This window comes from Cryobacterium serini (genome assembly GCF_004404025.1).
GTDB classification, from domain to species: Bacteria; Actinomycetota; Actinomycetes; order Actinomycetales; family Microbacteriaceae; genus Cryobacterium; species Cryobacterium serini.
On sequence record NZ_SOHN01000019.1, the window covers coordinates 40,184 to 64,061 of the forward strand.

A 23,878-nucleotide genomic window follows, 5' to 3' on the forward strand; every position below is an offset into this window, starting at 1 on the left:
CACATGATGAAAAAGGCTAGATTGCTGTTGAATCGAACTATTCCGGCAGTGGCTGGAGCCGCTGCCGCGGTCATGCTGCTCGCAGGCTGCGGCGGTGCCTCCGTCAACCAGCCGGCGGCTGCCCCGGCTGCCGCCGGCGCGGTACCCTGCGGAAGTGTCAACGTCGCGATGAACGCCTGGGTGGGGTATACGGCCAATGCCGCCGTGTACAGCTACGTGGCCGAGAACAAGCTGGGCTGCACCGTGGTGCAGAAGGACCTGAACGAGCAGATTTCATGGCAGGGCTTTGCCTCCGGCGAGGTGGACGTCGTGATGGAAAACTGGGGCCATGAAGATCTGGTCAAGCAGTACATCACGGATCAGAAAGTGGCTGTCGACGCCGGCGCCACCGGCAACGTGGGCCACATCGGCTGGTACGTGGTGCCATGGATGGCGGAAAAGTACCCGGATATCACGGATGGGAAGAACCTGAACAAGTACGCCTCGATGCTGGCCACGTCGGAATCCGGAGGCAAAGGGCAGCTACTAGACGGTGATCCCGCCTTCGTCACCAATGACGAGGCCCTGGTGAAGAACCTCAATCTGGACTACAAGGTGGTGTTCTCCGGTTCGGAGGCCGCCCTGATCCAGTCATTCCGTACAGCGGAGCAGAACAAGACGCCGATTTTGGGCTATTTCTACGAGCCGCAGTGGTTCCTGTCCGAGGTTTCCCTTAAAAAGGTCAACCTGCCGGCGTGGACCGAGGGCTGCGACACGAACGCGGAAGAAGTAGCCTGTGACTACCCCGAATACAAGCTGAACAAGGTTATTTCGAAGAAGTTCGCGGACAGCGGATCGCCCGCAGCCAAGCTCGCGAAATCATTCAAATGGACCAATGAGGACCAGAATGCGGTTGCTACGGACATCCAGGGCGGCATGACGCCCGAGGCCGCGGCCAAGAAATGGGTGGACGCCCATCAGGACGTTGTGAACGCCTGGCTTACCTAGGCCAGACCGTCCAGATCATGTGACGAGTAGTCCTCCCGGGTCACCCACCCACCGGAGATCCGTGGGTGGGTGACCTGTTTGCAATTCCTGGTTCGGGCCGGACTGACCTGCTGGCCGGTCGGCAACGTATCGTGGCCAGCCGGTCTCAGAGATCGTCTTCGGGTCGGGCGGTGAGGATCCGATTGGCGCGGACCTGCAGGATGCCGAGCGACTCCTGAATCAGGGGCGATGCGATGCTGCCCTTGCGCACCGCAGCGACAATGCGGCGCGCGGGTTTCCCCTTGCCGACAATGCGCAGTCGCACCACGTTTTCGGCACTGTGCAGGGGTGCCAGTCGCGGCAGCAGCCCCACGCCCAGCCCCGCACCAACGAAGGCAATCTGGGTTTCCCATTCCACGGCCTCATGGGCAATCCGCGGTATCACCCCGACTTCCGCAAACGCTGCGGTGAATAGGGCATGGTACGTGGAACCGGCAGCCTCCGTGATCCAGGGTTCTGACGCCAGCTCTTCGAGCGTCACCGTTTCCCGCGATGCCAATGCATGGTCGGAGGGAATGATCACATCAAGGGGATCGTCGAGCAGAACGGTCTGCTCGAAGCGCGAATCGTCCTCACCATAGCTGTCGGACTGCATGGCAACGATGACCGCGAGGTCGATCCGCTCGGCAACCAACAGGTCGAAGCAGCGGGCCGGATTGGCCTCGAGTACCTGCACCTCCAGCAGGGGCCGTGTCGAGCGCAGGGTGGCGGCCAGCGGCGCGAGCAACTGCGCAGCCCCCGTCGAGAATCCGCCGAGCCCAAAACGAGACTGCACCTGATCGCCGGCCTCCATGGCCGCGGCGCGCAGGCTCTCCCATTCCGCAATAAGCGCGTCCGAGCCCGCAACGAGATAGCGGCCCGTGGCGGTCAGACGCACCCCTCGGCCATCCTTCGTTAGCAGCTGCATTCCAAGTACACGCTGGAGCTCCCGCAATTGCGCGGAGACGGCGGAGGGCGAATACCCCGTGAGCTCCGCGGTTGCCCCAACAGTGCCGCACCGGGCAAATACCCGAAGTGTTATAAGCCGTGCATCAATCATGCACTCATTGTGCACTGTTATCTCCAAAATCTTGCGCTTTTCTTGCAGATCGTTCCTCCCTAATCTCATGGCTACACCGTTTTCGACAACACCGGTTGCCCCACCGATTCTGTGGTGCCAACGAACCACCACTTAGCCCCTCCCAGGAGGAAACACATGTCTGCTCAAGTAAACATGCCCCTCAAATCACGCGGAAACCTCGCTTCATCATTGCCTGCCGAGCAGGTGGCGGAAATCAGCGAGCTGTTTGATCTTCGGCGCGTGGGCTATTCCCTCGATGCACCCTTTTACACTGATCCGACGATTTTCAACATCGATATGAGGGCCATTTTTGGCCAGCACTGGATCTTTGCCGCCAGCATCGCCGAGCTCCCGGAGCCGGGCGACTACGTCACTGTCGACTACGGGCCCTACTCCCTGATCGTGCTGCGCAACGACGACGGAGGTGTGAACGTGCTGCACAACGTGTGCCGCCATCGGGGCGCCCGCGTCCTGACCGCACCCGCGGGGACCACGGGCAATCTGGTGTGCGGGTATCACTCCTGGACCTACTCGCCCAGCGGCGATTTGATCCATGCCTCTGCACCGGGTGAAACCAAGTTCGATAAGAGCTGCTTCGGCCTCAAGCGCGCCCACAGCCGCGTGTTCGCCGGACTCATCTTCGTCTGCATGGCGGACGAACCGCCGACGGATTTCGACGAAACCGGAAAGATTTTCGAGCCCTACCTCGCACCCCACGATCTGTCGAAGACGAAAATCGCCTACCAGCAGAACATCATCGAGGACGGCAACTGGAAGCTCGTCATGGAGAACAACCGGGAGTGCTATCACTGCGACGGCCACCCGGAACTCGCCTGCTCCCTTTTTCCTACCTGGGGCCTGACGGAGGGCCTGATCCCAATGCATCTGGAGGAGGTGTGGGACCGCAACAAAGGAGCACAGTCCGCGCTCGAGGACCGTTGCCGTCGCTACGGCCTTCCCTATCAGGTCGTCGAGGAGCTCGACACCCGCGTGGCAGGAATCCGCATCTCACGAGACTCGCTCGACGGTGATGGCGAATCGTTCTCGCCCGACGGGCACAGGCTCTCCAAGAAGCTGCTCGGCGACCTGCGGGACTTCCGCCTCGGCCGCTGCTCGATGCACCTGCAACCCAACAGCTGGTTCCACTTCCTCGGGGACCACGTCATCACGTTCGCCGTCTTCCCCATCAACGAGCACCAGACACTGGTACGCACCACCTGGCTAGTGGCTGACGACGCTGTGGAAGGCGTCGACTACGACTTGAACAAGCTCACCCACACCTGGAAGCAGACCAATCTGCAGGACAAGGCGTTCGTGGAGCTGTGCCAGAACGGCGCCAGCAGCCCCGCCTACGAGCCCGGCCCGTACATGAAGAGCGAATACCAGGTCGAGGCCTTCATCAACTGGTATGTGCAGCGTGTGCAGGAACACTTGGCATGATTGAGCTCGACACTGTCAGGACGATCCAGGAACCACAGCGCATTCGAGGTCTCGAGATGCCGTGGAACAGGGTGATGGGCAGCACCGACGGACCCGCCAGCGCTGCCCGCGCGTTGGGGCCCTGGAATCCGCAGGAGTTCATGGCCGAATGTGTCGAGACCATTCCCGAGGTGGGTGGCATGATGACTTTCGTGTTCCGTCGCTCCGACGGTGCGCCCCTGGCGTTCCGTCCGGGCCAGTACCTGAATGTCGCCTTTCCTGTGAACGGCGAGGACCAGGACCCGATGGACCGAAGCTACTCGCTGTCCAGTTCGCCCACCAGGCCGTGGACGTTCAACATAACGGTCAAATACGATCCAACGGGACAGGTCTCGCCGTGGGTGCATGCGAACGTTAAACCCGGCACCGTTCTCGAGATGCTCGGACCGGTCGGGGCATTCCACCTGCCCGACGTCGACCGGCGGGCACGATACCTCTTGCTGGCAGCCGGCGCCGGCATCACCCCCATCATGTCGATGGTGCGAACCATCCATTCCCTGCCCGGACAGGCCGATGTCGTGGTGCTGTACCACGGAACAGCGGCCGGAGGCTTCGCCTTCCACCAGGAATTGGTCTATATCGCCTCCGTCGACTCGCGCATCAAGGTCTTCTTCTCCCTGGGCGACCGCAGCAAACCCGAAGGGTGGGAAGGCCTGACCAGAAGGCTGACAGCGGCCATGCTCGACGAGGTGGCCCCCGATGCCAACGGCCGTCAAGTTTACGCCTGCGGCCCCGAGGGCTACCTGAACGCAGCCATCGAGATCCTCGAGGAGGTCGGCGTCGACGACACCTCTATTCACACGGAATTCTTCACGGGAGACCGCCAGACGATCCTTGAATATCAGGCGGAGGTCGCGCTTGCAGTCGACATTGCGGAGGGCATCGCCGAGGACATTGCCGATTCCGTCGAAAACTACTACGAAAGCCAGCCCACAGCGTTCGGACTATATGAGCCCGGCTACGACGCCGAGGGAGCCTTGAAGGCCACAGGACTGCCGTTGCAAACCGTCGACCCGGATGCGCCGTGTTTCGAAGCCTTCGCTGGCAGTTTGCACGTGGGGCCGGAGGCCGGGTCCCCCGATGCCTCGTCCTTCGACACGGTCGGAACGGGGACTCTGACCCTATCCTTTATGCGCACCGGCATTAACGTGCGCATCGACCCCGCCGAATACATCCTCGGGGTGGCCCAGCGTGCGGGTGTCAGGCTCGGCGCGAACTGCAAGGAGGGCATGTGCGGCTCCTGCAAGGTCGTCAAGCTTTCCGGCGAAGTCGAGATGAACCACCAGGGCGGGATCCGGGCACGGGAAATCGATGCAGGCAAGTTTCTGCCGTGCTGCTCCACCGCTCGCACCGATTTGGTGATCGATGCCTAACCGCCCGGCGTGATCCGTCAAGATTGCACGCTGCGTCGTTCGTCTTTGCGGACGGCGTCAGCCGGACGCTGACGGCCACCAGTGACCAAAACCAGGCGCGCTAAAACCCATCCTCAACGCGGCCGGCGTTCCGGTCGGTGGCCCTGGCGGACCTCGGGCGGCGACCTTCTCCGTCCAGAGCACGAGAGTGCCGTCGGCTCCCGGCGCCACGACCGACATCCCCTCCCGATCGGTGCACACTGACAGAGTGCCGACCGACGCGAGAATATTGAGCAGCTTGTCGGTGGGGTGACCGTAGGTGTTTTTCAGTCCGACCGAGATCAATCCGACACGAGCACGAAGTTCCGCGTACAACTCCGGGCTCTGGTCGGCCGAACCGTGATGGGCCACCTTCACGACGTCGACCCGCCCCGGCGGTGACACGCGTCGCAGGGCATCCTGTGCCTCTTGCCCCAGGTCGCCGAGAAAGATAGAACGGATGCCCCGCCCGTCGAAAGTGATGGTGATACTTCCCGGGTTGCCGACCTGCATGGTCGTCGCTCCACGAACAGGCCAGAGGATGTTCCAGTGCAGGCCGCCCAGGGTGCCGGAATCGCCACGCGCGGCCTGCCGCACGGTAGCCCCGCCCGTGGTGAGGCGCGCGTGCAGGCTCTCATCCTGGGCGTTCTCGGGCACGCCGACGAGGGCAGTGTCGACCCGGCCGATGACGGCATCGACCCCGCCGATATGGTCGAGGTCGTAGTGGGTGAGAACGAGCAGATTGATGCGAGTTATGCCCAGGGTAGTAAGGCAGGTACTGAGCAGCTTGGGGTCTGGTCCAACGTCAACGAGACCATAGGCGTCGCCGTCACGCACGACCACGGCGTCGCCCTGGCCAATGTCACACGCCGCGACCTGCCAGTTCGGTGGAAAGGAAACCACCCGGCCGATTCCGGCGCCAATCAGCGACCCGGCATAGCCGCCCAGCCCGACCAAAAGCACGGCAAACACTGCCGCCGGCCAACGCGCAGGTCGGGCGCCCGGACCGCGCAGCGCGACGACGAGGGTGAGCACGGTCCCGACGGCGAGCAGCAGCACCCCCCACGCGCCGCCCGGCCAGGGCAGCCGGTTACCCGGCAGGGTCGAAACCGCTTGCGCGACGGCGGCAATCCAGGCCGAGGGAATCCACGCCAGTGCGAGCAGCCCGGACGCCACCCCGGGCAGCACCGGCAAGGCCAGGCACGCGACCAGCCCGACCACTGTCGCCACGGGCGCGGCCGGGCCAGCCAGAATATTTGCCGGAACGCCATAGAGCGGCAGGCTGGGACTCAGCAGAATCAGTACCGGCTGGCACGCCAGCTGGGCCGCGAGCGGAATGGCGATGATGGCGGCGAGGGCTGACGGCATCCACTGACCGAGCACCCGGCTCAGCGGACCGGCGATCACGAGTAGTCCGGCAGTGGCGAGTACCGAGAGCGCAAACCCATAATTGCGAGCCAGCCACGGATCGCTCACCAGCAGGCCGATCACAACGAACAGCAGGGTTGGCACGCCCCGTCCCGGTCGTCCGGCCCCGATCGAGGCGAGGGTCAGCGTGGCCATGACTGCCGAGCGCAGCACGCTCGGCTCCGGTGTGACCAAAACAGTAAAGCCGAGCAATGTCAGGACCGAGAGCACGATGCGCCAGGAGCGGCGCATCCTGAGATAGCCGCCGAGCAACATGATCGCGGCTATGACGATCGCGCAATTGGCGCCGGACACCGCCGTGAGGTGACTGAGTGAGCTGGTCTTCATTGCAGCATCAAGGGTGGGGCTGACAGCGCTCGTATCGCCAATGGCCAGGCCTGGCAGCAGGTCTCCCCCGTCGCCAGCGAGGCTCGTCGCGGCCGCCCTGAACCCGCCTCGCAGCTCGTTGGCCCACTGCAACCACCACGGGGGCGCCGCGACACGACGCGCTGTTTCGGTGGTGAATAACAGGGCGACTGTGGCATCACCGGGCTCAGTCATGCGCAGCGTGCCGCGCACTTCGAGGATTGACCCGATCTCAGGTTCGGTTCCGCCCCTGGCGGCTTCGGCGAACACCACGACCGGGCTCGACACGTGCGCCGTTGTGTCGCGGCTCTCGATCTGGGTCAGGGTGGCCTTGTACCGCACCCGTCCCGACGTTCCGCTGCCGATGAAGGCCTTGGCCGCAACCGGAACCGACCAGATAGTGAGTGTGGCGGTGACCGGCGCGTGCGACCCGGCCGCGTCGCGCACCTCCGGCGGCAGCCGAACCGGCGACCACACGCCGACGGCGGTGGCCACGAGCGCTGCGCCGGCGCAGCAGAGCACCACGCTGGCGCTCGCTGTCTGCCAGCGCGTGTACCTCGGCGCTGTCGGCCACTCGATGCGCCGTGGCATTTTGCTGATCACCAGTATGCCGATACAGCCACCCGCCACCAGCCACAGCGTCACAGCGACGGCGACGGCCCCGTCGGGCGCGCCGATCAGCAGGCCGGCGGTCAGCCACACAGCAAGTGCCGGCGCCGCAAGCCGAAGATCGAGGCTCATATCGTGATGAAGTCTTTAAGAGCCTCGAAGGTTTTGTCGCCGATCCCAGCGACGTCACGCAGCCCGTCGATGCTCGTAAACCGGCCGTTCTTCGCGCGATAGTCCAGGATTCGCTGGGCCATGGTCGGGCCGATCCGAGGCAGAGAGTCCAGGTCGGCCACCGTTGCCGTGTTGAGGTTCACCTTGGGCGCTTTCGCGTTGGCTCCCCCCGATCCGCCGACCGCCGAACCGCCGGCCGTTGCGGGGAGCTCCGGTGGGACCTCGCCCTGTCGGGGAACATAGAACTGCTCGCCGTCACTGAGAAGGCGCGCCAGGTTCACGCCTGCTGGATCGGCCTCCGCTGTCCTGCCACCGGCAGCAGCGATCGCGTCCATGACTCGGTCGCCATCGTGCAGTTGAAACAGGCCGGGACGGGCCACAGCTCCCAGAACGTGCACAAAGATGATGACGCCGGCGTCTGTCGCTGTCGCCTCGCCGGGCGCGCCCCCCTCGCCCGCTCCCGCGTCGAATGGTTCAAATGTCGCGCTGCTGCCGGGGGAGATCGATACCGCTTTGGACCCGACCGTGCGCTGCCCGGCCTGCTGGCCGACGGCGGACACGATGACGGCGACGACGAGGGCGAGCAGCAGCAGCACGACCGCCGCTCCGACGCCGACCCGCATGCGGGGCCGACCGCGGGCTGCGGGAGCGAGGCGCTCCAGATCGAGGGGGGAACGGTCGGGCTGCATGCTGGCAGGCTAGGCCCCGCGGAGCATCCGCTTGCAGCCGGTCGACCGATCTGTGCACAGCCGAGCGGGAAGCAGGGCTGGGGAGAAGGCCCCGACCGATCACACACGATCGATCGGGGCGTTCACTGCGTTACGGTCGTGTGACGAAGGAGACGAGCTTGGGCACGCGAACGATTACCTTAATGATCTCGCGATCACCGATCGAACGGATGACCGCAGCGGCGTCCCGCGCCATTTTCTCCAGGTCGTCGCTGGAGATTTTCGGCGAAACTTCGAGCAGGGTACGCATTTTTCCGTCGACCTGCACGACCGCCGTCACCGACTCCTGCACGAGCAGGGTCTGCTCGGCCTTACGCCACGGCACGAGAGCAATGCACGGCTCATAGCCGAGGTGCTCCCACATATCTTCGGCGGCGTAGGGTGCGAACAGGTTCAGCGCCATGGCGGTGGCCTCAGCGGCTTCACGCACTGCGGCATCCCCTGGGCCGGCACCGGTGTCGATGACCTTGCGGGTGGCGTTGACCAGTTCCATCAGGCGTGCCACGACGACATTGAACTTGAACGACTCCACCAGGCCGGGCGCATCCGCGAGGAACCGGTGGGTGACACGGCGCAGGGTGACGTCGCCGGTCTTCCACTCCACATCGGGCGCGCTGGTTACGTCGCGCGCGACGCGCCAGGCGCGGGCGAGGAACTTGGCCGAGCCGACCGGGGACACATCAGCCCAGTCGATGTCATCTTCGGGCGGGCCGGCGAAGGCCATTGTGAGGCGTACGGCATCGACACCGTGGCGTTCGATTTCCTCGGTGAAGTAGACAAGGTTGCCGCGGCTCTTGCTCATCTTGGCACCGTCGAGGATGACCATTCCCTGGTTGAGCAGCGCGGTGAAGGGCTCGGTGAAGCTCACATAGCCTTCGTCGAACAGAAACTTCGTGATGAAGCGCGCGTAGAGCAGGTGCAGGATGGCGTGCTCGACTCCGCCGACGTACTGGTCGACGGGGGCCCACTTCTCGGCCTCCTTCGGGTCGAAGGCTTTGGTGTCATCACTCGGGTTCAAGAACCGCAGAAAGTACCAGGAGCTGTCGACGAAGGTGTCCAGGGTATCGGCGTCGCGTGTCGCCGGAGTGCCGTCGATCGGGTTTGGCACATTGACCCAGTCGGTCGCTCCGCCCAGCGGTGAAGTTCCCCGTGGCTTCAGATCAAGACCCTCTGCGGGCGGCAGCAACACCGGCAGTTGGTCTTCGGGCACCGGGATCTCGGTGCCGTCGGCGCCGTGGATGATCGGGATCGGTGCGCCCCAGTAGCGCTGGCGGGAGACGAGCCAGTCGCGCAGACGATAGTTCTTGGCGGAGCGGCCGAGCCCGTCGGCGGCCAGTTGCTCGATGATGCGCTTGATGGCGGTGATCTTGCTCAGGCCGTTGAGGGGGCCCGAATTAATCAGGCGACCCTCGCCTGCCAGGGCGATGCCGGTGCTGAGCGGGTCGAGTTCTGGCAGTTCTTCGGTGCCGTCGAGCATGCCCTGGGTGATCACCGGGATCATTCCGGTGGCCGGGGAGTTGGTGTCGACGACGACCCGCACGGGCAGGTCGAACGCGCGGGCGAAGTCGAGGTCGCGCTGGTCGTGCGCTGGCACGGCCATGATCGCGCCGGTGCCGTAGTCGGCGAGCACATAATCGGCGGCCCAGACGGGCAGTCGTTCGCCGTTGACCGGGTTGATCGCGTAGCGACCGAGGAACACGCCCGTCTTCGGCCGGTCGGTGGACTGACGCTCGATCTCGGTGCTGCGTTGTACCTGCACGAGGTAGTCCTGGAACGCCTCCTGCACGTCAACCGTGGCCTCGACGACGAGTTCGGCGGCAAGGTCAGAATCTGGCGCCACGACCATGAAGGTGGCTCCGAAAAGCGTGTCTGGACGAGTCGTGAACACGGTAACGGGCTCCGTGCGGCCCTCAATAGCGAAGTCGACATCCGCTCCGATGGAGCGCCCGATCCAGTTGCGCTGCATGTTGAGCACCTTGGCCGGCCAGGTGCCCTCGAGCTGGTTCAAGTCATCCAGCAGGCGGTCGGCGTAGTCGGTGATCCTGAAGTACCACTGGGTGAGCTTCTTCTTCACGACCACGGCGCCGCTGCGGTCGCTCGTGCCGTCGGGCAGTACCTGCTCGTTGGCGAGCACGGTCTGGTCGATCGGGTCCCAGTTGACCCAGCTGTCCTTACGGTAGGCGAGCCCCTTCTTGTACAGCTGTAGGAACAGCCACTGGGTCCACTTGTAATATTCGGGGTCGCTCGTGTGCAGTTCGCGGTCCCAGTCAAAGCTGGTCGCGTAGAGCTTCATGCTCTTCTTCTGCTGGGCGATGTTGTCGTAGGTCCAGCCGCGCGGGTCGATGCCCCGCTTGATGGCGGCGTTTTCGGCGGGCAGCCCGAAGGAGTCCCAGCCGATCGGGTGCAGCACGTTGAAGCCCTGGTGGCGCCAGTAGCGGGCGACGACGTCGCCGAGCGCGTACACCTCGGCATGGCCCATGTGCAGGTCGCCGGAGGGATAAGGGAACATGTCGAGCACGTATTTGCGGGGGCGGGTGTCACCCTCGGCGCTCGTCTTGAACGGTGCCAGCTCTTCCCAGATGGGTTGCCACTTCGCCTGGATCGCTGCGAAGTCATACACTTCTTCGTCGCTCTCGTCGCGCGCGTCAATGCGTACGCTTTCGTGCTCGTGTGCCACGTGACTCTCATTCATTGCAGGGGATATACATGATCGATGCGGGAGCATTTGCTCGGGCGCACGCGCGATGAAGCGCACGTGTACGCGTTCTAGATTACTAGGGCGCGGCGATGCCGAGGCTCGCCAGCAGCGCGGCCGCCTTGATTTCGGTCTCTTCGATCTCTTCGGCGGTGATCGAGAGAGCGGTGATTCCGCCACCGGTGCCGATACTGGCTCCCGTGCAATCGAGCACGATGCTGCGGATGACGATGGCCAGGTCGGCAACGCCATCCGCTCCGATGTAGCCGAACGCCCCAGAATAGATACCGCGCGGACCCCCCTCGAGCGAGTGCAGAATGGTCATCGCGCTCTGTTTCGGGGCACCCGTCATGGAGCCGGCCGGAAAGCACGCTTCGATGGCGTCGACAACGGTGACGCCCCGTGCCAGTTTCGCCTCGATGGTACTGACCAGCTGGTGGACATGCGGGTAGCTTTCCACGGCGAGCAGAGTCGAGACAGCAACGGTGCCGAGCTGGGCGATGCGACCCAGATCGTTGCGCATGAGATCGACGATCATCAGGTTCTCAGCGCGTTCCTTGTCGCTGCGCGCAAGTTCGACTTTCAGCCGTTCGTCTTCGACCGCGTCGTTCGAGCGTGGGCGGGTGCCCTTGATCGGTTTGGTTCGGATGCGTCGATCCCGGTCCACATGCAGAAACTGCTCAGGGCTCGCGCTCAGCAGCGCCACGTCACCAAAGCGCAGCAAACCGCCGTGATGGCTCGGGCTGCCGGTTCGCAGCCGGCCGTAGGTCTCGACCGGCTGCCACTCGCCCGGCACCCGAATCTCATTGGTCAGACACAGTTGGTAGGCGTCGCCGTCGCCGATGACCGCCAGGCAGGTCTCGATCAGAGCGGAATAGTCGGTGGGACTGTGACGCCACTTCGGGCCAGCGGATGCCCGCGGGGAGGCATTGCAGGTCGGCGCGGGTGGTACGTGGTTCATCGTCTCGGTCGCCGTGAGCGCCGCAATGACCTGGTCGAACCAGTCGGCGAGAGACGCTTCGGTCTCGGATGCACTCGCGCGGGCCACCAGTGTCACCGTACGGTCACCGTGGTCAAACCGGATCATGCGGTCTATCTCCAGCAGGGCGGCATCCGGGTACCGCGACTCGTGCGTGGGCGTACCCACGGTGTTCGCGCCCAGCTCGTAGCCGAGCCAGCCAACCCAACCGAGCTCAAACCCGTCCCGGTGCAAAGGCACGCTTGCCGGTCGGCTCGCGCCGGTGAAGTCGCGACGCAGAAACTCGAAGACGGTCTCGTGCGTGCTGACCGGGGGCGGAGCATCCTCGGGATACACGTATGTGCTGGTGACCGTTCCCTCCATCACCGAAGCCGTGACGAAGCGGGACCGGGGCGACGCCGCTCCGAGGTAGCTGACGCCGGTGCGCACGCCCGGGCCGGCATCGAGCCAGAAAGAATACCGGTCGGCAGCATAGAGCGTCGTAAAAACCACGGCAGGGTCGAACCAGCCAGCCAGGAGCTTGCTCTGCACGGTGCCAGTCACCACAACAGCCTAGCTTTTCGGGGCGGTGTGGGCCGGGACGACCTTGATGAATCGCGCGCGGCACGTAGGCTGGGCACAATGAATGACATCCTCACGTGGATCCTCGACACCGTCTCCGGCGTCGACCCGGTCATTCGAACGCTTCTGGCCGGCGTGGGCATGCTGTTGGAGACCTCGGTACTGGTGGGGCTGGTCATACCGGGCGACACCGTTGTGATCGTTGCCAGCACCGGGGTAGCCAGCCCGGTGGAATTCGTCAGCCTCGTTCTGGCCGTGATCGTTGGAGCACTAGCCGGGGAGAGCATCGGTTTTGCCCTGGGGCACCATTTCGGCCCGTTCATCAGGAGCAGCCGGCTGGGCCGGCGCATCGGCGAGCACAACTGGGCGCGCGCTGAGACCTACCTCGACCGGCGCGGAGGGTTGGCCGTTTTCATCTCTCGGTTTCTGCCGGTCCTGCACTCGCTGATCCCGCTCACCGTGGGAATGAGCCGTATGCGGTACGGCACCTTCATGGCCTGGACCGTTCCCGCCTGCATCATCTGGTCCCTCGCCTACGTGAGCGTTGGATCGGCTGCGGCGGAAGGTTACCGCGAGCTGAGTGGCCGCCTGCACTTCGCCGGCTACCTCTTCGTCGGCGTGATCGCCCTGTTCGTGCTCGCGGTCTTCTTCATCAAGAAATGGCTGCATCGCCGCGAACTGCGTCACATGGACTGACCTTGCAGGTGTCCTCCGGTATGGGCCGGCAGCGTGACCCTGGCGGTCACGAGCTCGTCGGGCACCGGGGTATGCGAGATGAGCAACACTGCGCGGTGTGCATCGGCCGCGGCCGTCAGGATGTCGCGCACGAGGGCATCCGCCCCGGCACTGTCGACATTGGCAGTGGGCTCGTCGACGATCAGCACCGGAAAATTGGCGAGCAGGGCCCGCGCCAGGGCGATGCGCTGCGCCTGGCCGCCGGAGACCAGCGAGCCACGCTCGCCCACCCGGGCGTCGAGGCCGCCGCGTGCGCGAGACCACTCCGTGAGTCCGACGCGGGCCAGCACCGCGTCGAGCTCGGCATCGGTGGCGGTATCGCGGGCGAACAACAAATTCTGGCGGATGCTGTCATCAAACAACCAGGGGCGCTGCTCGCACAGTCCGACCATGCGTCGTACCTCGGACTGGGCGAGCAGCCGCGTCTCAACCCCGTTCAATCGGTAGGAACCGGTGTAGTCGAGAAAGCGCACGAGGGTTTGGGCGAGGGTGGTCTTGCCCGCGCCGCTCGGGCCGGCCAGGTGCACGCGGTCGCCCGGTGCCAGACGCAGGGTGACGCCGGTCACGCCGGGTTGGTGCTGTCCTGGCCAGCGCGCACCGAGGTCGGTCAGTTCCAGAACGACCGGGCCGATGGCCCGATCGGGGGCGAAAAGAGTCTGCGGGTCGACCACGTCGACGGGGATCTCCCCCGGTACCGAAGTCGGAACCACGTCGGCGACCCGGCTGGCACTCACCCGTACCTGCCGCCAGGCCGAGCCGGCGAGGGGAATCATGCCGAAGACCTCGAACACAGCCATCGGCACGAGCACGGCCACGATCACGGTGGGGCCAAGTAGCACGGGGCTGAGCAGACCACCGCCGCTATCAAGGGCCGGGACACCAAAATACAGAGCCCCGAGCGTTGCCGCGCCGGCGAACAGCGATACCACCGCCGACTGAACGCCGATCCCGACCGATCGGCGCAGGGCGGCCTTGCGCAGGCGCGCATCGGTTTGCGCGAGCTGTTCGAGACGCGGATTGAGGGCGTCGAAAGCGGTGAGCACATCGAGGTTTTCCACGATTTCGAGCACCTCGTCGGCGAGGGATCCGCGCAGTGGCGCGAGTTCACGATCGGCACGTGCGGAGAGTGTGCCGGAGAAGAACGTTCCGAGTATTGCGGCCAGCAGCAGGCAGACCAGCAGCGTGAGTCCGGCAGCCGGCACGATCAGCCAGATACCGACCACGCTGAGCAGGGCGGTTGTTGCCGCCACCAGGAGCGGTTGCACGACGCGCAACGGCAGGTCCTGAAGATCGTCGACATCCCGCACGAGCCGGGTAAGCAGGTCACCGCGCCCGGTGCTGGTGAGCCCGGCCGGGGCGATGGGCACGATGCGTCGAAACATGCCCAGGCGCAGCTCGGCGAGCTGCCGGAACGCGGCATCGTGGCTGGATACCCGTTCCAGATAGCGAAACACGGAACGGAAGATGGCGAAGGCGCGAACCCCGACGACGGCCAGGCCTAAAAGCGCGAGGGACGGCATCTCTGCTGCGACGGTGATCAGCCAGGCTGAGCAGGCCAGGAGTGCTACCGCCATGACGGCGCTGCCGATACCCGCCAGCAGCCCGGGAACAAACCAGCGCGGGCGAGGCTGGGCGAGGCGCAATACGTCGCGGGTAGAAGTACGGAGCGTGACCTCAGGCATGAGTCAACTCCTGCAGCTCGATCACGTTGTCTGCGGCGGCCACCACGGCCGCGCGGTGGCTGACGACGATCACCACGCGCCCCTGGTCGGCCAGGTGTCGGAGCCCGACGAGCAGACCGGCCTCGGCATCAGAGTCGAGCGCCGAACTCGGTTCGTCCAAGATCAGCACGTGGCAATCGGTCGCGAGGGCCCGATAGATGGCTCGCGCTGCGGCGACGCGTTGCGCCTGACCGCCCGAGAGACCCTCACCGTTCACCCCGAGAACCGTGGCCGGTGATACCTCGGCAACGCCGGCCCAGCGCAGTGACTGCACGACCAGGCTCTGGTTGCGGCCGGTGTGATCAGCGGATGCCGTCCCGAGGGCCACATTCTCGGCCACCGTCCCCCGGAACAGGCCAGGCCGCTGGCCGGCCCAAGCCAGCCAGTCGCGCGTCGCGCCGGCCGGCACTGTCACACCATCGAGGGTGAGGGTACCGGTGAACGGTATGAAACCGAGCAGGGCTGCGACGAGGGTCGACTTGCCGACCCCGCTCACTCCCCGCACCACGCTGACTTGCCCGGGTGAAAATTTTGCGTGCAAACGATCGATGACGAGGGTGGCGCCGCGCCGAACGGAGACTCCGTCGAGCAGCAAGGCGCCCGAGCCGAACTGCACCGTGTGCGCGGCGGAATCCGCTCGCGAGATCTCGGACGTCGTCTCGTCGTCGAGGATAGCGAATAGTTCTTCGGCGGCGGCGAGCCCGTCGGATGCGGCATGGAATTGTGCGCCGACCTGGCGCACCGGCAGAAAAACCTCCGGTGCGAGCAGCAGAACGAACAGGCCGAGGCCGAGCAGCAGGGCCCCGTCGATGAGCCGCAGGCCGATCGACACGGCGATGAGAGCGACTGAGAGGCTGGCGGCGAGTTCGAGCACGAAACCGCTGAGGAACGAGACGCGCAGCACCTTCATGGTGCGGGTGCGGTAATCCTCGGTGATCGACCTGATTCGATCGAACTGGCGTCGTTCCCGTCCGTAAATCTTGAGGGTTCCCAGGCCCCCGACCACGTCGAGAAACCCGGTCGACAGACGCTGCAACGCCTGCCATTGCTCCTGCTGCACCGACTGGGTGACCCGGCCGATGAGAATCATGAAGAGGGGAATCAGCGGAATCACGACAATGACGATGAACCCGCTGATGAGGTCCTGCGAGAGGATGACGGCGATAAGAATGGGTGTGGCGATCATGGTCAGCAACAGTTGTGGCAGGTAACGGGCGAAGTAGTTGTCGAGCGCGTCCAGTCCGGTCGTCACGACCGTCGAGAGCCGCGCGCTCTGCCGGGATGCGACCCAGTCGGGGCCGCGCTCGGCGATCTTGGCGATGACCTTGGCGCGCAGCTGGCTCTTAACCTGGGCGGCGCCGCGGTTGGCCGCGACTTCGAGCAGCCAGATAAGCACGGAGCGCAGCACGACAACTCCGGCGAGGGCGGTGAGGGTCGGCGCGATAGTGCGGAGGGGCTCCCCCGCGACGGTGAACGTGATCGCCCGGGTCAGCAGCCACGCGAACACGATGACGACGAGCGTTTGCGCCAGGCCCAGCAGCGCGCCGACCAGAAGAAACCGGCGCGCGGCGTGGGCGTAGCGCAGGAGGCGAGGATCCAGGGGACGCACTGGTTTAGTGTGCGGCGAGGTCAATGTGGGCCCGGCCGATGCGTTTGCGGAACACCCAGTAGGTCCAGCCCTGGTAGAGCAGAATGACGGGCATACCGATCAAGGCGGTCCAGCTGATCACACCGAGCGTGTAGGTCGACGAGGAGGCGTTCGCGATCGTCAGGCTGTTGGCCGGGTCGTTGCTGGCCGGCATGACGTCGGGAAACAATGACGCGAACAGGGTCAGTACGACGAGACCGATCGTGCCGGCCATCAGGGCGAACGCGAGCCGTTCGGCACCGCGCAGGTTGGCCAGGAACGATGCGATCAGCAGGGCAGCGGCCAGGGCGGCGAGCAGAGCGGATGCCACGGTGCCGTAGGCGAGCGTCGTCCAGGCCAGGAAGGTGGCCGCGGCGACGATCGTCACGATTCCGGCTTTCGTCGCCAGCTTGCGGGCCCGCATTCGAATGTCTCCCTCGGTTTTGAGTGACACGAATACCACCCCATGCACGAAGAACAGCAGCAGCGTCGTGATGCCGCCGAGCAGGGCATACGGGTTCAGCAGGTCGAAGAGGGTACCGATGTAGTCGTGGTTGGCGTTGAGCTTCACCCCGCGCACGATGTTGGCAAAGGCCACACCCCACAGAAACGCCGGAACGGCCGAACCGACGATGATCAGGCCGTCGAACCATTTCTTCCAGGACGATTCCGGGCGCTGGTGCCGATATTCGAACGACACACCACGCAGGATCAGGGCCACCAGAATGAGCAGCAGGGGCAGGTAGAAGCCGCTGAACATCGTTGCGTACCACTCCGGGAACGCCGCGAAGAGGGACGCCCCGGCCACAATGACCCAGGTTTCGTTGAGGTCCCAAACCGGACCGATGGTGTTGATGAGAACGCGGCGATCGGTGTCGTCCCGGCCGAGGAAGGGCAGGGACATACCGACCCCGAAGTCGAAACCATCGAGTACGAAGTACCCGATGAACATGAAAGCGATGATCCAAAACCAAAGAATTGTCAGATCCATTGTGTGTTTTCCATAACCCCGTTCTAGTAGACCGTGACAGCGTGCTGGTGTGCGCCGGATTCGGCGTCTTGAACCGGCGCATCGTCCGGGCCCGTCTGGACGGCCTTCAGGATGAGCTTGAACTCGACCACTGCGAGGATTCCGTAGAGCAGGGTGAAGACGATCAACGAGATCAGAATCTCCACACCGGTCACGCCGGGCGAGACACCGTCCGCGGTGCGCATGAGTCCGAATACGAGCCAGGGCTGACGACCCATCTCCGTGAAGACCCAACCGACACTCATCGCCAGAAGCGACATCGGGAAGCTCAAGATGGCGACCTTCCACACCCAGGTGCGCTTCGGGCTGCGCCCGCCACGGGTCAGCCACAGGCCGACGACGGCGACGAGCATGTGCGCGAGGCCGAGGCCGATCATCCAGCGGAATGCCCAGTAGGTGATCCAGATCGTCGGGGTGTAGTCGCCAGGACCGTAGAGGGTGACGTACTGCGCCTGCAGGTTGTTGATGCCCTCGACCGTGCCGTCAAAGGTATGGGTCGACAGAAAGGAGAGCAGGTACGGAATGCGTACGGAGAACAACTCTTGGACGCCGTCCGGCGTCCCCAGAGTGAAAACTGAGAAGCTTGCGTTGGCACCGGTCGCAGTGTGATAGAGGGCCTCGGCCGCCGCCATCTTCATCGGCTGGGCGTCGACCATGGCCAGGCCGAGCTGGTCACCGGCGAGCGTGGTGAGCACTCCGGCGATGACCATCATCCAAAGACCGAACTTGAGGGCTGGACGCATCGTTTCGAGGTGCTGGTTGCGATAGAGGTGCCAGGCAGCGACCGAGATGATGAGTCCGGCAGACACCATGAAGCAGGCAAAAATCGTGTGCGGGAACGCGGCGAGGGCAATGGGGTTGGTGAGCAGTTCCCAGATGCTCGTGAGTTCGGCACGTCCCTTCTCCTCGTTGATCGTGTAGGCGATCGGGTTTTGCATGAACGCGTTCGCGGCAAGAATGAAATAGGCCGACGCGATCGAGCCGACCACGGTCATCCAGATCGTGCCCAGGTGAATCTTTTTGGGCAGTTTGTCCCAGCCGAAGATCCACAATCCGATGAACGTCGCCTCTAGAAAGAACGCGACAATGCCCTCGAAGGCGAGCGGAGCGCCGAAGACGTCACCGACGAAACGCGAGTAGTCCGACCAGTTCATGCCGAACTGAAATTCCTGAACGATTCCGGTCACCACGCCCATGGCGACGTTGATGAGAAAGATTTTGCCGAAGAAGTGCGTCAGCTGCAGGTATTTCGCTTTATCCGTGCGCACCCACGCCGTCTGGAAGATCGCGACCGTGAGCGCCATACCGATCGTGAGTGGGACGAAAATGAAATGGTACATGGTCGTGAGACCGAACTGCCATCGTGAGAGGAGTAAAGGATCCAACCACTCGTTCATATGCCCTCCAGCATTGTTACTACCCGCGCACACTTTTCTACGCTGTGTAGAAGAATACGCTTCTACGCTGTGTAGAACCTTGACTTCTACGACTCGTAGAAATATCAGTTTCGCGGCGTAACATAGTGGTCATGGGATCCTTAGGTGTACTTGAGAGGTTGATGATGGACGTCCTGTGGGATGCTTCGGTCCCGCTGACGGCCAATGAACTCAAAGAATCCCTGATGCGGCCAGATCTGTCGGTTACCCCAACGAAGCAAGTGGCGACAACGACAGTTTTGACCGTATTGTCCCGCCTGGAAACAAAGGGCTTCGTCACTCGTGACCGTGGCGTTCGCCCGCACGCTTACACCGCGGTCATGACTCGCGCCGCACACACCGCGGGTCTGATGCACGAGGTTCTCGGCCAAGTACCCGACCGCGAGGCGGCGCTGGCCCGGTTCATCGGCGGTGTCACCCCGCAGGAGGCAGAGACCCTGCGGCAACTACTCGGCGTCGCGCCCAGTCACAACGCCTGACCCGTTTGCCGACCCACCGACTCTTGTGATCACCGCTGCCGTACTGCTCGGCGCCATCGCCGTGCTGCTTGCCTGGCCGGTACCGCTCGTACTCGCCCGCTCAGCATGGTCGGAGCGTTCCCCGGCCGTGGCACTCGTGCTCTGGCAAGCCATTGCACTGTCCGGCGGCATGTCCATGATTGGATCGCTGCTCGTCTATGGCCTCGTTCCGTTCGGCGATGCACTGCCGCAGGGCATCGCCGCCCTGGGCAATGACCTGCGCGCAGGCATCCTTCCCGCCGGCACGACCTTTACCCACGTGCTCGCGCTCGGCGCAGCCATTCTGCTTGGCACGCACCTCCTGTTGAACCTGCTCGCGACCTTCGTACGGGCCGAGCGGCAGCGCCGGCGTCACGACGCCCTCATCACCCTGCTCAGCGATCCCCTGCACGGTCAGCCGGGAATGCGGGTCATCGACCATCCCGCCCCGGTCGCCTATTGCCTGCCCCGAGTCGGGCACTCGGCGACGGTACTTTCGAACGGATTGCTCCGGCTGCTCGATGCCGATCAGGTACGTGCCGTGATCGCCCACGAGCAAGCGCACCTCGTACAGCAGCACCACCTGGTGCTGCTCGCCTTCAAAAGCTGGCACAGCGCACTGCCGTGGTTTCCCATCGCCAACCGCGCCGAGAACGCCGTCGCCCTGCTGGTCGAGATGCTCGCCGACGATCACGCCCGCCGAATCGTGGATGACTACACTTTGGCGCGCGCGATCGCCCTCGTCGCATTCGCACTCGTTGGGCCTGCTCCCCTGTCAGAGCGCGAAGCGGATGCTGCGGCGCGAGCCGCCGCATCCGCTCCGTTGTCCGCACGATCGCACGCTGCAGACCCCGAACATCCGGCATACCAGGTCGCACCACGGGTGGCGCGGCTGGTGAATCCGACCCAGCCGCTGGGCTACTTGGCTACGGCCGGAGCACTCGCCGTGTCGGCGGTGCTCCTAGCCGCGCCGGTTCTCATTCTGTTCGCTGCCTAGAGCAGCTCCTCACTCCAGAAAACCGTTGGTGGTGAGCCACTCGTTTGCGAGCTTCTCGGGCGACGGCTTGGCGTCGGAGTTGCTCTTTTCGTTCAGGTCGAGCACCCCCGCCGTCGTCAATTTGGCCGATACCGGGTTCAGCAGCGCGGCCAGCTCATCTGAATAGACCGAGGTGTTCAGCAGTGGCACCACGTTTTGGGCCGCAATAAGATTCTCCGGGTCTTCGAGGATGACGAGGTTGTTCTGCTTGATCGATGGGGTCGTCGTATAAATGTCGGCTACCTGAATTTTTCCGTCCAACAGGTCTTTGAGCGTGCCCTCTCCACCGCCATCGTCGATTGCCTTGAAGGTGTAGCCGGTCACGCCGTAGACGGACTCAAGTCCGCTCGGGCCGTAAGGACGAATCTTAAACTCGGTGTTGGCCCCGAGGGTAATCGTTGAAGCAATCGGAGCCAGATCGGCGATGGTGACGAGATTGTTCGCCGCGGCAAATTCGGGTGTCACAACGAGTGAGTCTGCGTTTTCGGCCGGTGCGGCGTCGAGCACGGTGAGACCTTCAGGTTCAAGGATTGCCGGCAGGGCTGCACTGATGACTTCCGACGTGGACGCCGCTGCTGTGGGATCGAAAGACTGCAGGAGGTTGCCCGAGTAGTCCGGGATCATGTCAATGGAGCCATCTTTCAAGCCGGGGATAAACGCTTCCCGCGAACCGATTCCCGGACTGTAGTCGACCGTGTAACCGTTAGCGGCGAGGACCTGGCCATAGATCTGCGCGAGAATTTCACTCTCCGGAAACGCCTGCGAACCGATCGTGATGGTCGTGGCATCGGCGGGGGCGGCGGAATCGGCGCCGAGAGGGTCGCCCGAGCTGCATCCAGCGAGGGCTACCGTGACGGACAGTGCGAGCGCTGCGCCCAGAACGAGGCGACCACGACGCGGGGTAAATGTTCGGTGCTGTGTGAACATGCGACATATCCTTAAGGGTTGGATGGTGCTGTTGAGACGCGCCCGTGCTGCCTTGGAGTTGGCGCGGCGGATTCATCGGGGTGTCGCGTCAGTCCGCGGGCAACCCCGTGCGGAACGACGAGTCGTTGGGCGAGTGCGAGAATCGCATCGACGCAAAGCGCCAGGGCAATGACGAGTATTGCACCGGCGAGGCCGAGCTTGTAATCGCGCAGCGCGAGACCCTCAATGAGGAAACGGCCGAGGCCGGTCAGGCCCACGTAGCCGGCGATTGTGGCGGTCGCGATCACCTGAAGTGTCGCTGAACGAATGCCGCCGAAAATGAGCGGCATGGCCAGGGGCATCTCGACCTTGAGCAGAATCTGCCACTCGGTCATGCCGATCGCTCGAGCCGCGTCGATTGTCGCGCGATTCACGGCTTCGAGCCCGGAATAGGCACCGGCCAGAAGCGGCGGAACGGCAAGGATGACGAGCACCACGATGAGCGGCCCGACGCCCAGACCGGTGTAGAGAATAATGAGGAAGATCAGTCCGAGCGTGGGAAGTGCACGAGCTGCGCTGCTGAGCGCGACGACCGCGTTGCGCCCGCGCCCGGTGTGTCCGACGAGCAGCCCGAGTGGGATGCCGATGACGATGGCGACGGCCATGCTCAGGCCGGTGTACCAGAGGTGGTCGACAAGGCGCGACAGAATGCCATTGGCACCGGTCAGGTTGGCCGGATCAAACAGAAAATTGAGAGCGTCCAGAAAAAGGTTCATGCGGTCACCGGAGCCGCGGCCGAAGTCACCGAACGGCGGCGTGGCGTCGCGCGCGTCCAGGGCATCAACAGACGGCCGACCAGTACCAGAATCGTGTCAAAGAGCACGGCAACAATAACGGTGAATGCAATACCGATCAGGATTTCTTCAGGAAAGTCACGCTGGTAGCCGTTGATGAATAGATAGCCCAGGCTCTGGACTCCGATCAGAGATCCGACGCTGAGCAGGCTGACCGTGCTGACCGAGACAACACGGAGACTCGCAAGCAACACCGGACCAGCGAGTGGGAATTCGACGGTCCAGAACCGTGACACGGCCGAGAACCCGACGGCGGTGGACGAGGAGATGACGTCTCTCGACACCGAGGAGAACGCATCCGCTGCCCCGCGTACCATCACCGCAATCGCGTAGATGCTGAGCGCCACGACAACGTTGGCCTCGTCGAGGATGCGAGTGCCAAGAAGAGCCGGGAGGGTCACGAACAGGGCCAGCGACGGAATACTGAAGAGGACTCCGCCCAAGGTCAGCAGGATGGTACGCGCAACCGTGTAGCGGTTCGCGAGCCAACCGAACGGGATACAGACAATGAAACCAACCACAATCGGGATGATGCTCAGACGCACATGATCGGCGGTCAGCCTGAGTACCAGATCGAGGTTGTCCCACAGCCAGAGCATCAGGCATCGCCCGCCTGGTCCGTCTTGTTCGATACGCTGCGCGCCCGGGAATTTGTGCTCACTCCAACACCGGAGGCGGGCAGAACGCCCCCCGGTGCCTCGATTACACCGGCAACGTAGCCGGCGCCGTCTACGAGCACAACATCGTCGCCGGAACGAGCGACAGTCGAATCAACGGCCAGTCGTCGCTTTCCGCGGTCTGCTCCGATGAACGAGGCGACAAAATCGCTTGCCGGGTTGGCCAGGATCTCTTTCGGGGTTCCGACCTGGGCGATCTGTGCACCCTTCTCCAGGATCACGACTTGATCGCCAAGCAGGAACGCCTCGTCGATATCGTGCGTCACGAACACGACTGTCTTGTCCAGGTCGTGTTGCAGGCGAAGCAGCTCCCGCTGGAGATCGTCGCGCACGATCGGATCCACCGCACCGAACGGTTCATCCATGAGGAGAATGTTCGGGTTCACCGCCAGGCCGCGGGCGACGCCTACGCGCTGCTGTTGCCCGCCGGACAATTGGCTGGGATACCGGTAGGCCAGTGCACGATCGAGCCCGACGGTGTCGAGCAATTCCATGGCCTGCGTGTGGGCATCTGCTTTCTTGACGCCCTTGAGTAATGGCACGGTCGCTATGTTGTCGATCACGCGACGGTGCGGCAGAAGTCCGGAATTCTGCATGACATAGCCAATACTGCGGCGCAGGGCGACGGCCGAGCCACTGGCGATATCGACTCCGTCGATCTCGATCGAGCCGCTCGAGGGATCGATCATGCGGTTGATCATGCGCAGCAGTGTGGTCTTGCCACAGCCTGACGAGCCGACGAAGACGGTCGTCTTGCGGGAAGGCAGCACGAGGCTGAAGTCTTCGACGGCAAGGGTGCCGTCGGGGAACCGTTTGGTCACCGAGTGGAATTCAATCATCCTGGTGGCTCGCTCCTCGTTTTTTCGGGTCAATACAACCAGATGCTA

Annotated in this window: 19 protein-coding genes; 6 read left to right on the plus strand and 13 right to left on the minus strand. The window is 63.9% G+C overall.

The features are described 5' to 3' along the window. Positions 1 to 3 precede the first annotated feature (3 nt). Positions 4 to 987, plus strand: coding sequence for an ABC transporter substrate-binding protein (locus E3T51_RS15745; protein WP_198417901.1), 984 nt, complete (start codon positions 4 to 6; stop codon positions 985 to 987). A gap of 145 nt (positions 988 to 1,132) precedes the next feature. Here E3T51_RS15745 and E3T51_RS15750 read toward each other — a convergent pair whose 3' ends face one another. Next, positions 1,133 to 2,065, minus strand: coding sequence for a LysR family transcriptional regulator (locus E3T51_RS15750; RefSeq protein WP_134530689.1), 933 nt, complete (start codon positions 2,063 to 2,065; stop codon positions 1,133 to 1,135). A gap of 156 nt (positions 2,066 to 2,221) precedes the next feature. On the opposite strand from E3T51_RS15750, the gene E3T51_RS15755 reads away from it, so the two are divergent. After that, positions 2,222 to 3,526, plus strand: coding sequence for an aromatic ring-hydroxylating oxygenase subunit alpha (locus E3T51_RS15755; protein ID WP_134530690.1), 1,305 nt, complete (start codon positions 2,222 to 2,224; stop codon positions 3,524 to 3,526). Beyond that, a complete protein-coding gene (locus E3T51_RS15760; protein ID WP_134530691.1) occupies positions 3,523 to 4,938 on the plus strand; it encodes a ferredoxin reductase in 1,416 nt (471 codons plus the stop codon). The genes E3T51_RS15755 and E3T51_RS15760 overlap by 4 nt, the downstream gene beginning before the upstream one ends. 57 nt (positions 4,939 to 4,995) lie before the next feature. Here the strand turns inward: E3T51_RS15760 and E3T51_RS15765 are convergent, their stop codons facing one another. The 4 genes from E3T51_RS15765 to E3T51_RS15780 form a co-directional block, all read right to left on the minus strand. Further along, positions 4,996 to 7,470 carry a ComEC/Rec2 family competence protein gene (locus E3T51_RS15765; protein ID WP_134530692.1) on the minus strand — a complete coding sequence of 825 codons (2,475 nt, stop codon included), beginning with the start codon at positions 7,468 to 7,470 and terminating at the stop codon, positions 4,996 to 4,998. Beyond that, entirely contained in the window at positions 7,467 to 8,198 is a 732-nt protein-coding gene (locus E3T51_RS15770; RefSeq protein ID WP_134530693.1) for a helix-hairpin-helix domain-containing protein, read from the minus strand. The genes E3T51_RS15765 and E3T51_RS15770 overlap by 4 nt, the downstream gene beginning before the upstream one ends. A gap of 130 nt (positions 8,199 to 8,328) precedes the next feature. After that, the gene (gene leuS, locus E3T51_RS15775; RefSeq protein WP_420898448.1) at positions 8,329 to 10,914 is read right to left on the minus strand and encodes a leucine--tRNA ligase; all 2,586 of its coding nucleotides are present in this window, start codon (positions 10,912 to 10,914) and stop codon (positions 8,329 to 8,331) included. A gap of 97 nt (positions 10,915 to 11,011) precedes the next feature. Next, complete coding sequence (locus E3T51_RS15780; RefSeq protein WP_134530695.1) at positions 11,012 to 12,454, minus strand: anthranilate synthase component I family protein; 1,443 nt, start codon at positions 12,452 to 12,454, stop codon at positions 11,012 to 11,014. A 78-nt stretch (positions 12,455 to 12,532) separates the two neighbouring features. On the opposite strand from E3T51_RS15780, the gene E3T51_RS15785 reads away from it, so the two are divergent. After that, on the plus strand, positions 12,533 to 13,168 hold the full coding sequence (locus E3T51_RS15785) for a DedA family protein (protein ID WP_134530696.1): 636 nt from the start codon (positions 12,533 to 12,535) through the stop codon (positions 13,166 to 13,168). Here E3T51_RS15785 and cydC read toward each other — a convergent pair. The 4 genes from cydC to E3T51_RS15805 are packed head-to-tail and all read right to left on the minus strand — an operon-like array spanning position 13,156 to position 18,982. Next, positions 13,156 to 14,889, minus strand: a complete 1,734-nt coding sequence (gene cydC, locus E3T51_RS15790) for a thiol reductant ABC exporter subunit CydC (RefSeq protein WP_134530697.1) — start codon at positions 14,887 to 14,889, stop codon at positions 13,156 to 13,158. The two genes, E3T51_RS15785 and cydC, sit on opposite strands and share 13 nt — an antisense overlap. Then, positions 14,882 to 16,537, minus strand: coding sequence for a thiol reductant ABC exporter subunit CydD (cydD, locus tag E3T51_RS15795; protein ID WP_134530698.1), 1,656 nt, complete (start codon positions 16,535 to 16,537; stop codon positions 14,882 to 14,884). Before cydD ends, cydC begins: the two co-directional genes overlap by 8 nt. A gap of 4 nt (positions 16,538 to 16,541) precedes the next feature. After that, the gene (cydB, locus tag E3T51_RS15800) at positions 16,542 to 17,546 is read right to left on the minus strand and encodes a cytochrome d ubiquinol oxidase subunit II (RefSeq protein WP_104191861.1); all 1,005 of its coding nucleotides are present in this window, start codon (positions 17,544 to 17,546) and stop codon (positions 16,542 to 16,544) included. Between the two features lie 23 nt (positions 17,547 to 17,569). Continuing rightward, complete coding sequence (locus E3T51_RS15805; RefSeq protein ID WP_134530699.1) at positions 17,570 to 18,982, minus strand: cytochrome ubiquinol oxidase subunit I; 1,413 nt, start codon at positions 18,980 to 18,982, stop codon at positions 17,570 to 17,572. 131 nt (positions 18,983 to 19,113) lie between these two features. On the opposite strand from E3T51_RS15805, the gene E3T51_RS15810 reads away from it, so the two are divergent. Then, positions 19,114 to 19,500 (plus strand): BlaI/MecI/CopY family transcriptional regulator, encoded by a 387-nt coding sequence (locus E3T51_RS15810; protein ID WP_134530700.1) that lies wholly within the window; start codon positions 19,114 to 19,116, stop codon positions 19,498 to 19,500. Between the two features lie 25 nt (positions 19,501 to 19,525). Beyond that, positions 19,526 to 20,515 carry a M56 family metallopeptidase gene (locus tag E3T51_RS15815; protein WP_134530701.1) on the plus strand — a complete coding sequence of 330 codons (990 nt, stop codon included), beginning with the start codon at positions 19,526 to 19,528 and terminating at the stop codon, positions 20,513 to 20,515. A 9-nt stretch (positions 20,516 to 20,524) separates the two neighbouring features. Here E3T51_RS15815 and E3T51_RS15820 read toward each other — a convergent pair whose 3' ends face one another. Genes E3T51_RS15820 through E3T51_RS15835 form a run of 4 tightly spaced genes read right to left on the minus strand, consistent with a single transcriptional unit; the run spans position 20,525 to position 23,830 of the window. Further along, positions 20,525 to 21,481 (minus strand): glycine betaine ABC transporter substrate-binding protein, encoded by a 957-nt coding sequence (locus E3T51_RS15820; protein ID WP_134530702.1) that lies wholly within the window; start codon positions 21,479 to 21,481, stop codon positions 20,525 to 20,527. Between the two features lie 11 nt (positions 21,482 to 21,492). Beyond that, on the minus strand, positions 21,493 to 22,236 hold the full coding sequence (locus E3T51_RS15825; protein WP_134530703.1) for an ABC transporter permease: 744 nt from the start codon (positions 22,234 to 22,236) through the stop codon (positions 21,493 to 21,495). Further along, positions 22,233 to 22,913, minus strand: coding sequence for an ABC transporter permease (locus E3T51_RS15830; protein WP_134530704.1), 681 nt, complete (start codon positions 22,911 to 22,913; stop codon positions 22,233 to 22,235). Before E3T51_RS15830 ends, E3T51_RS15825 begins: the two co-directional genes overlap by 4 nt. Beyond that, entirely contained in the window at positions 22,913 to 23,830 is a 918-nt protein-coding gene (locus E3T51_RS15835; protein WP_134530705.1) for an ABC transporter ATP-binding protein, read from the minus strand. Before E3T51_RS15835 ends, E3T51_RS15830 begins: the two co-directional genes overlap by 1 nt. Positions 23,831 to 23,878 lie beyond the last annotated feature (48 nt).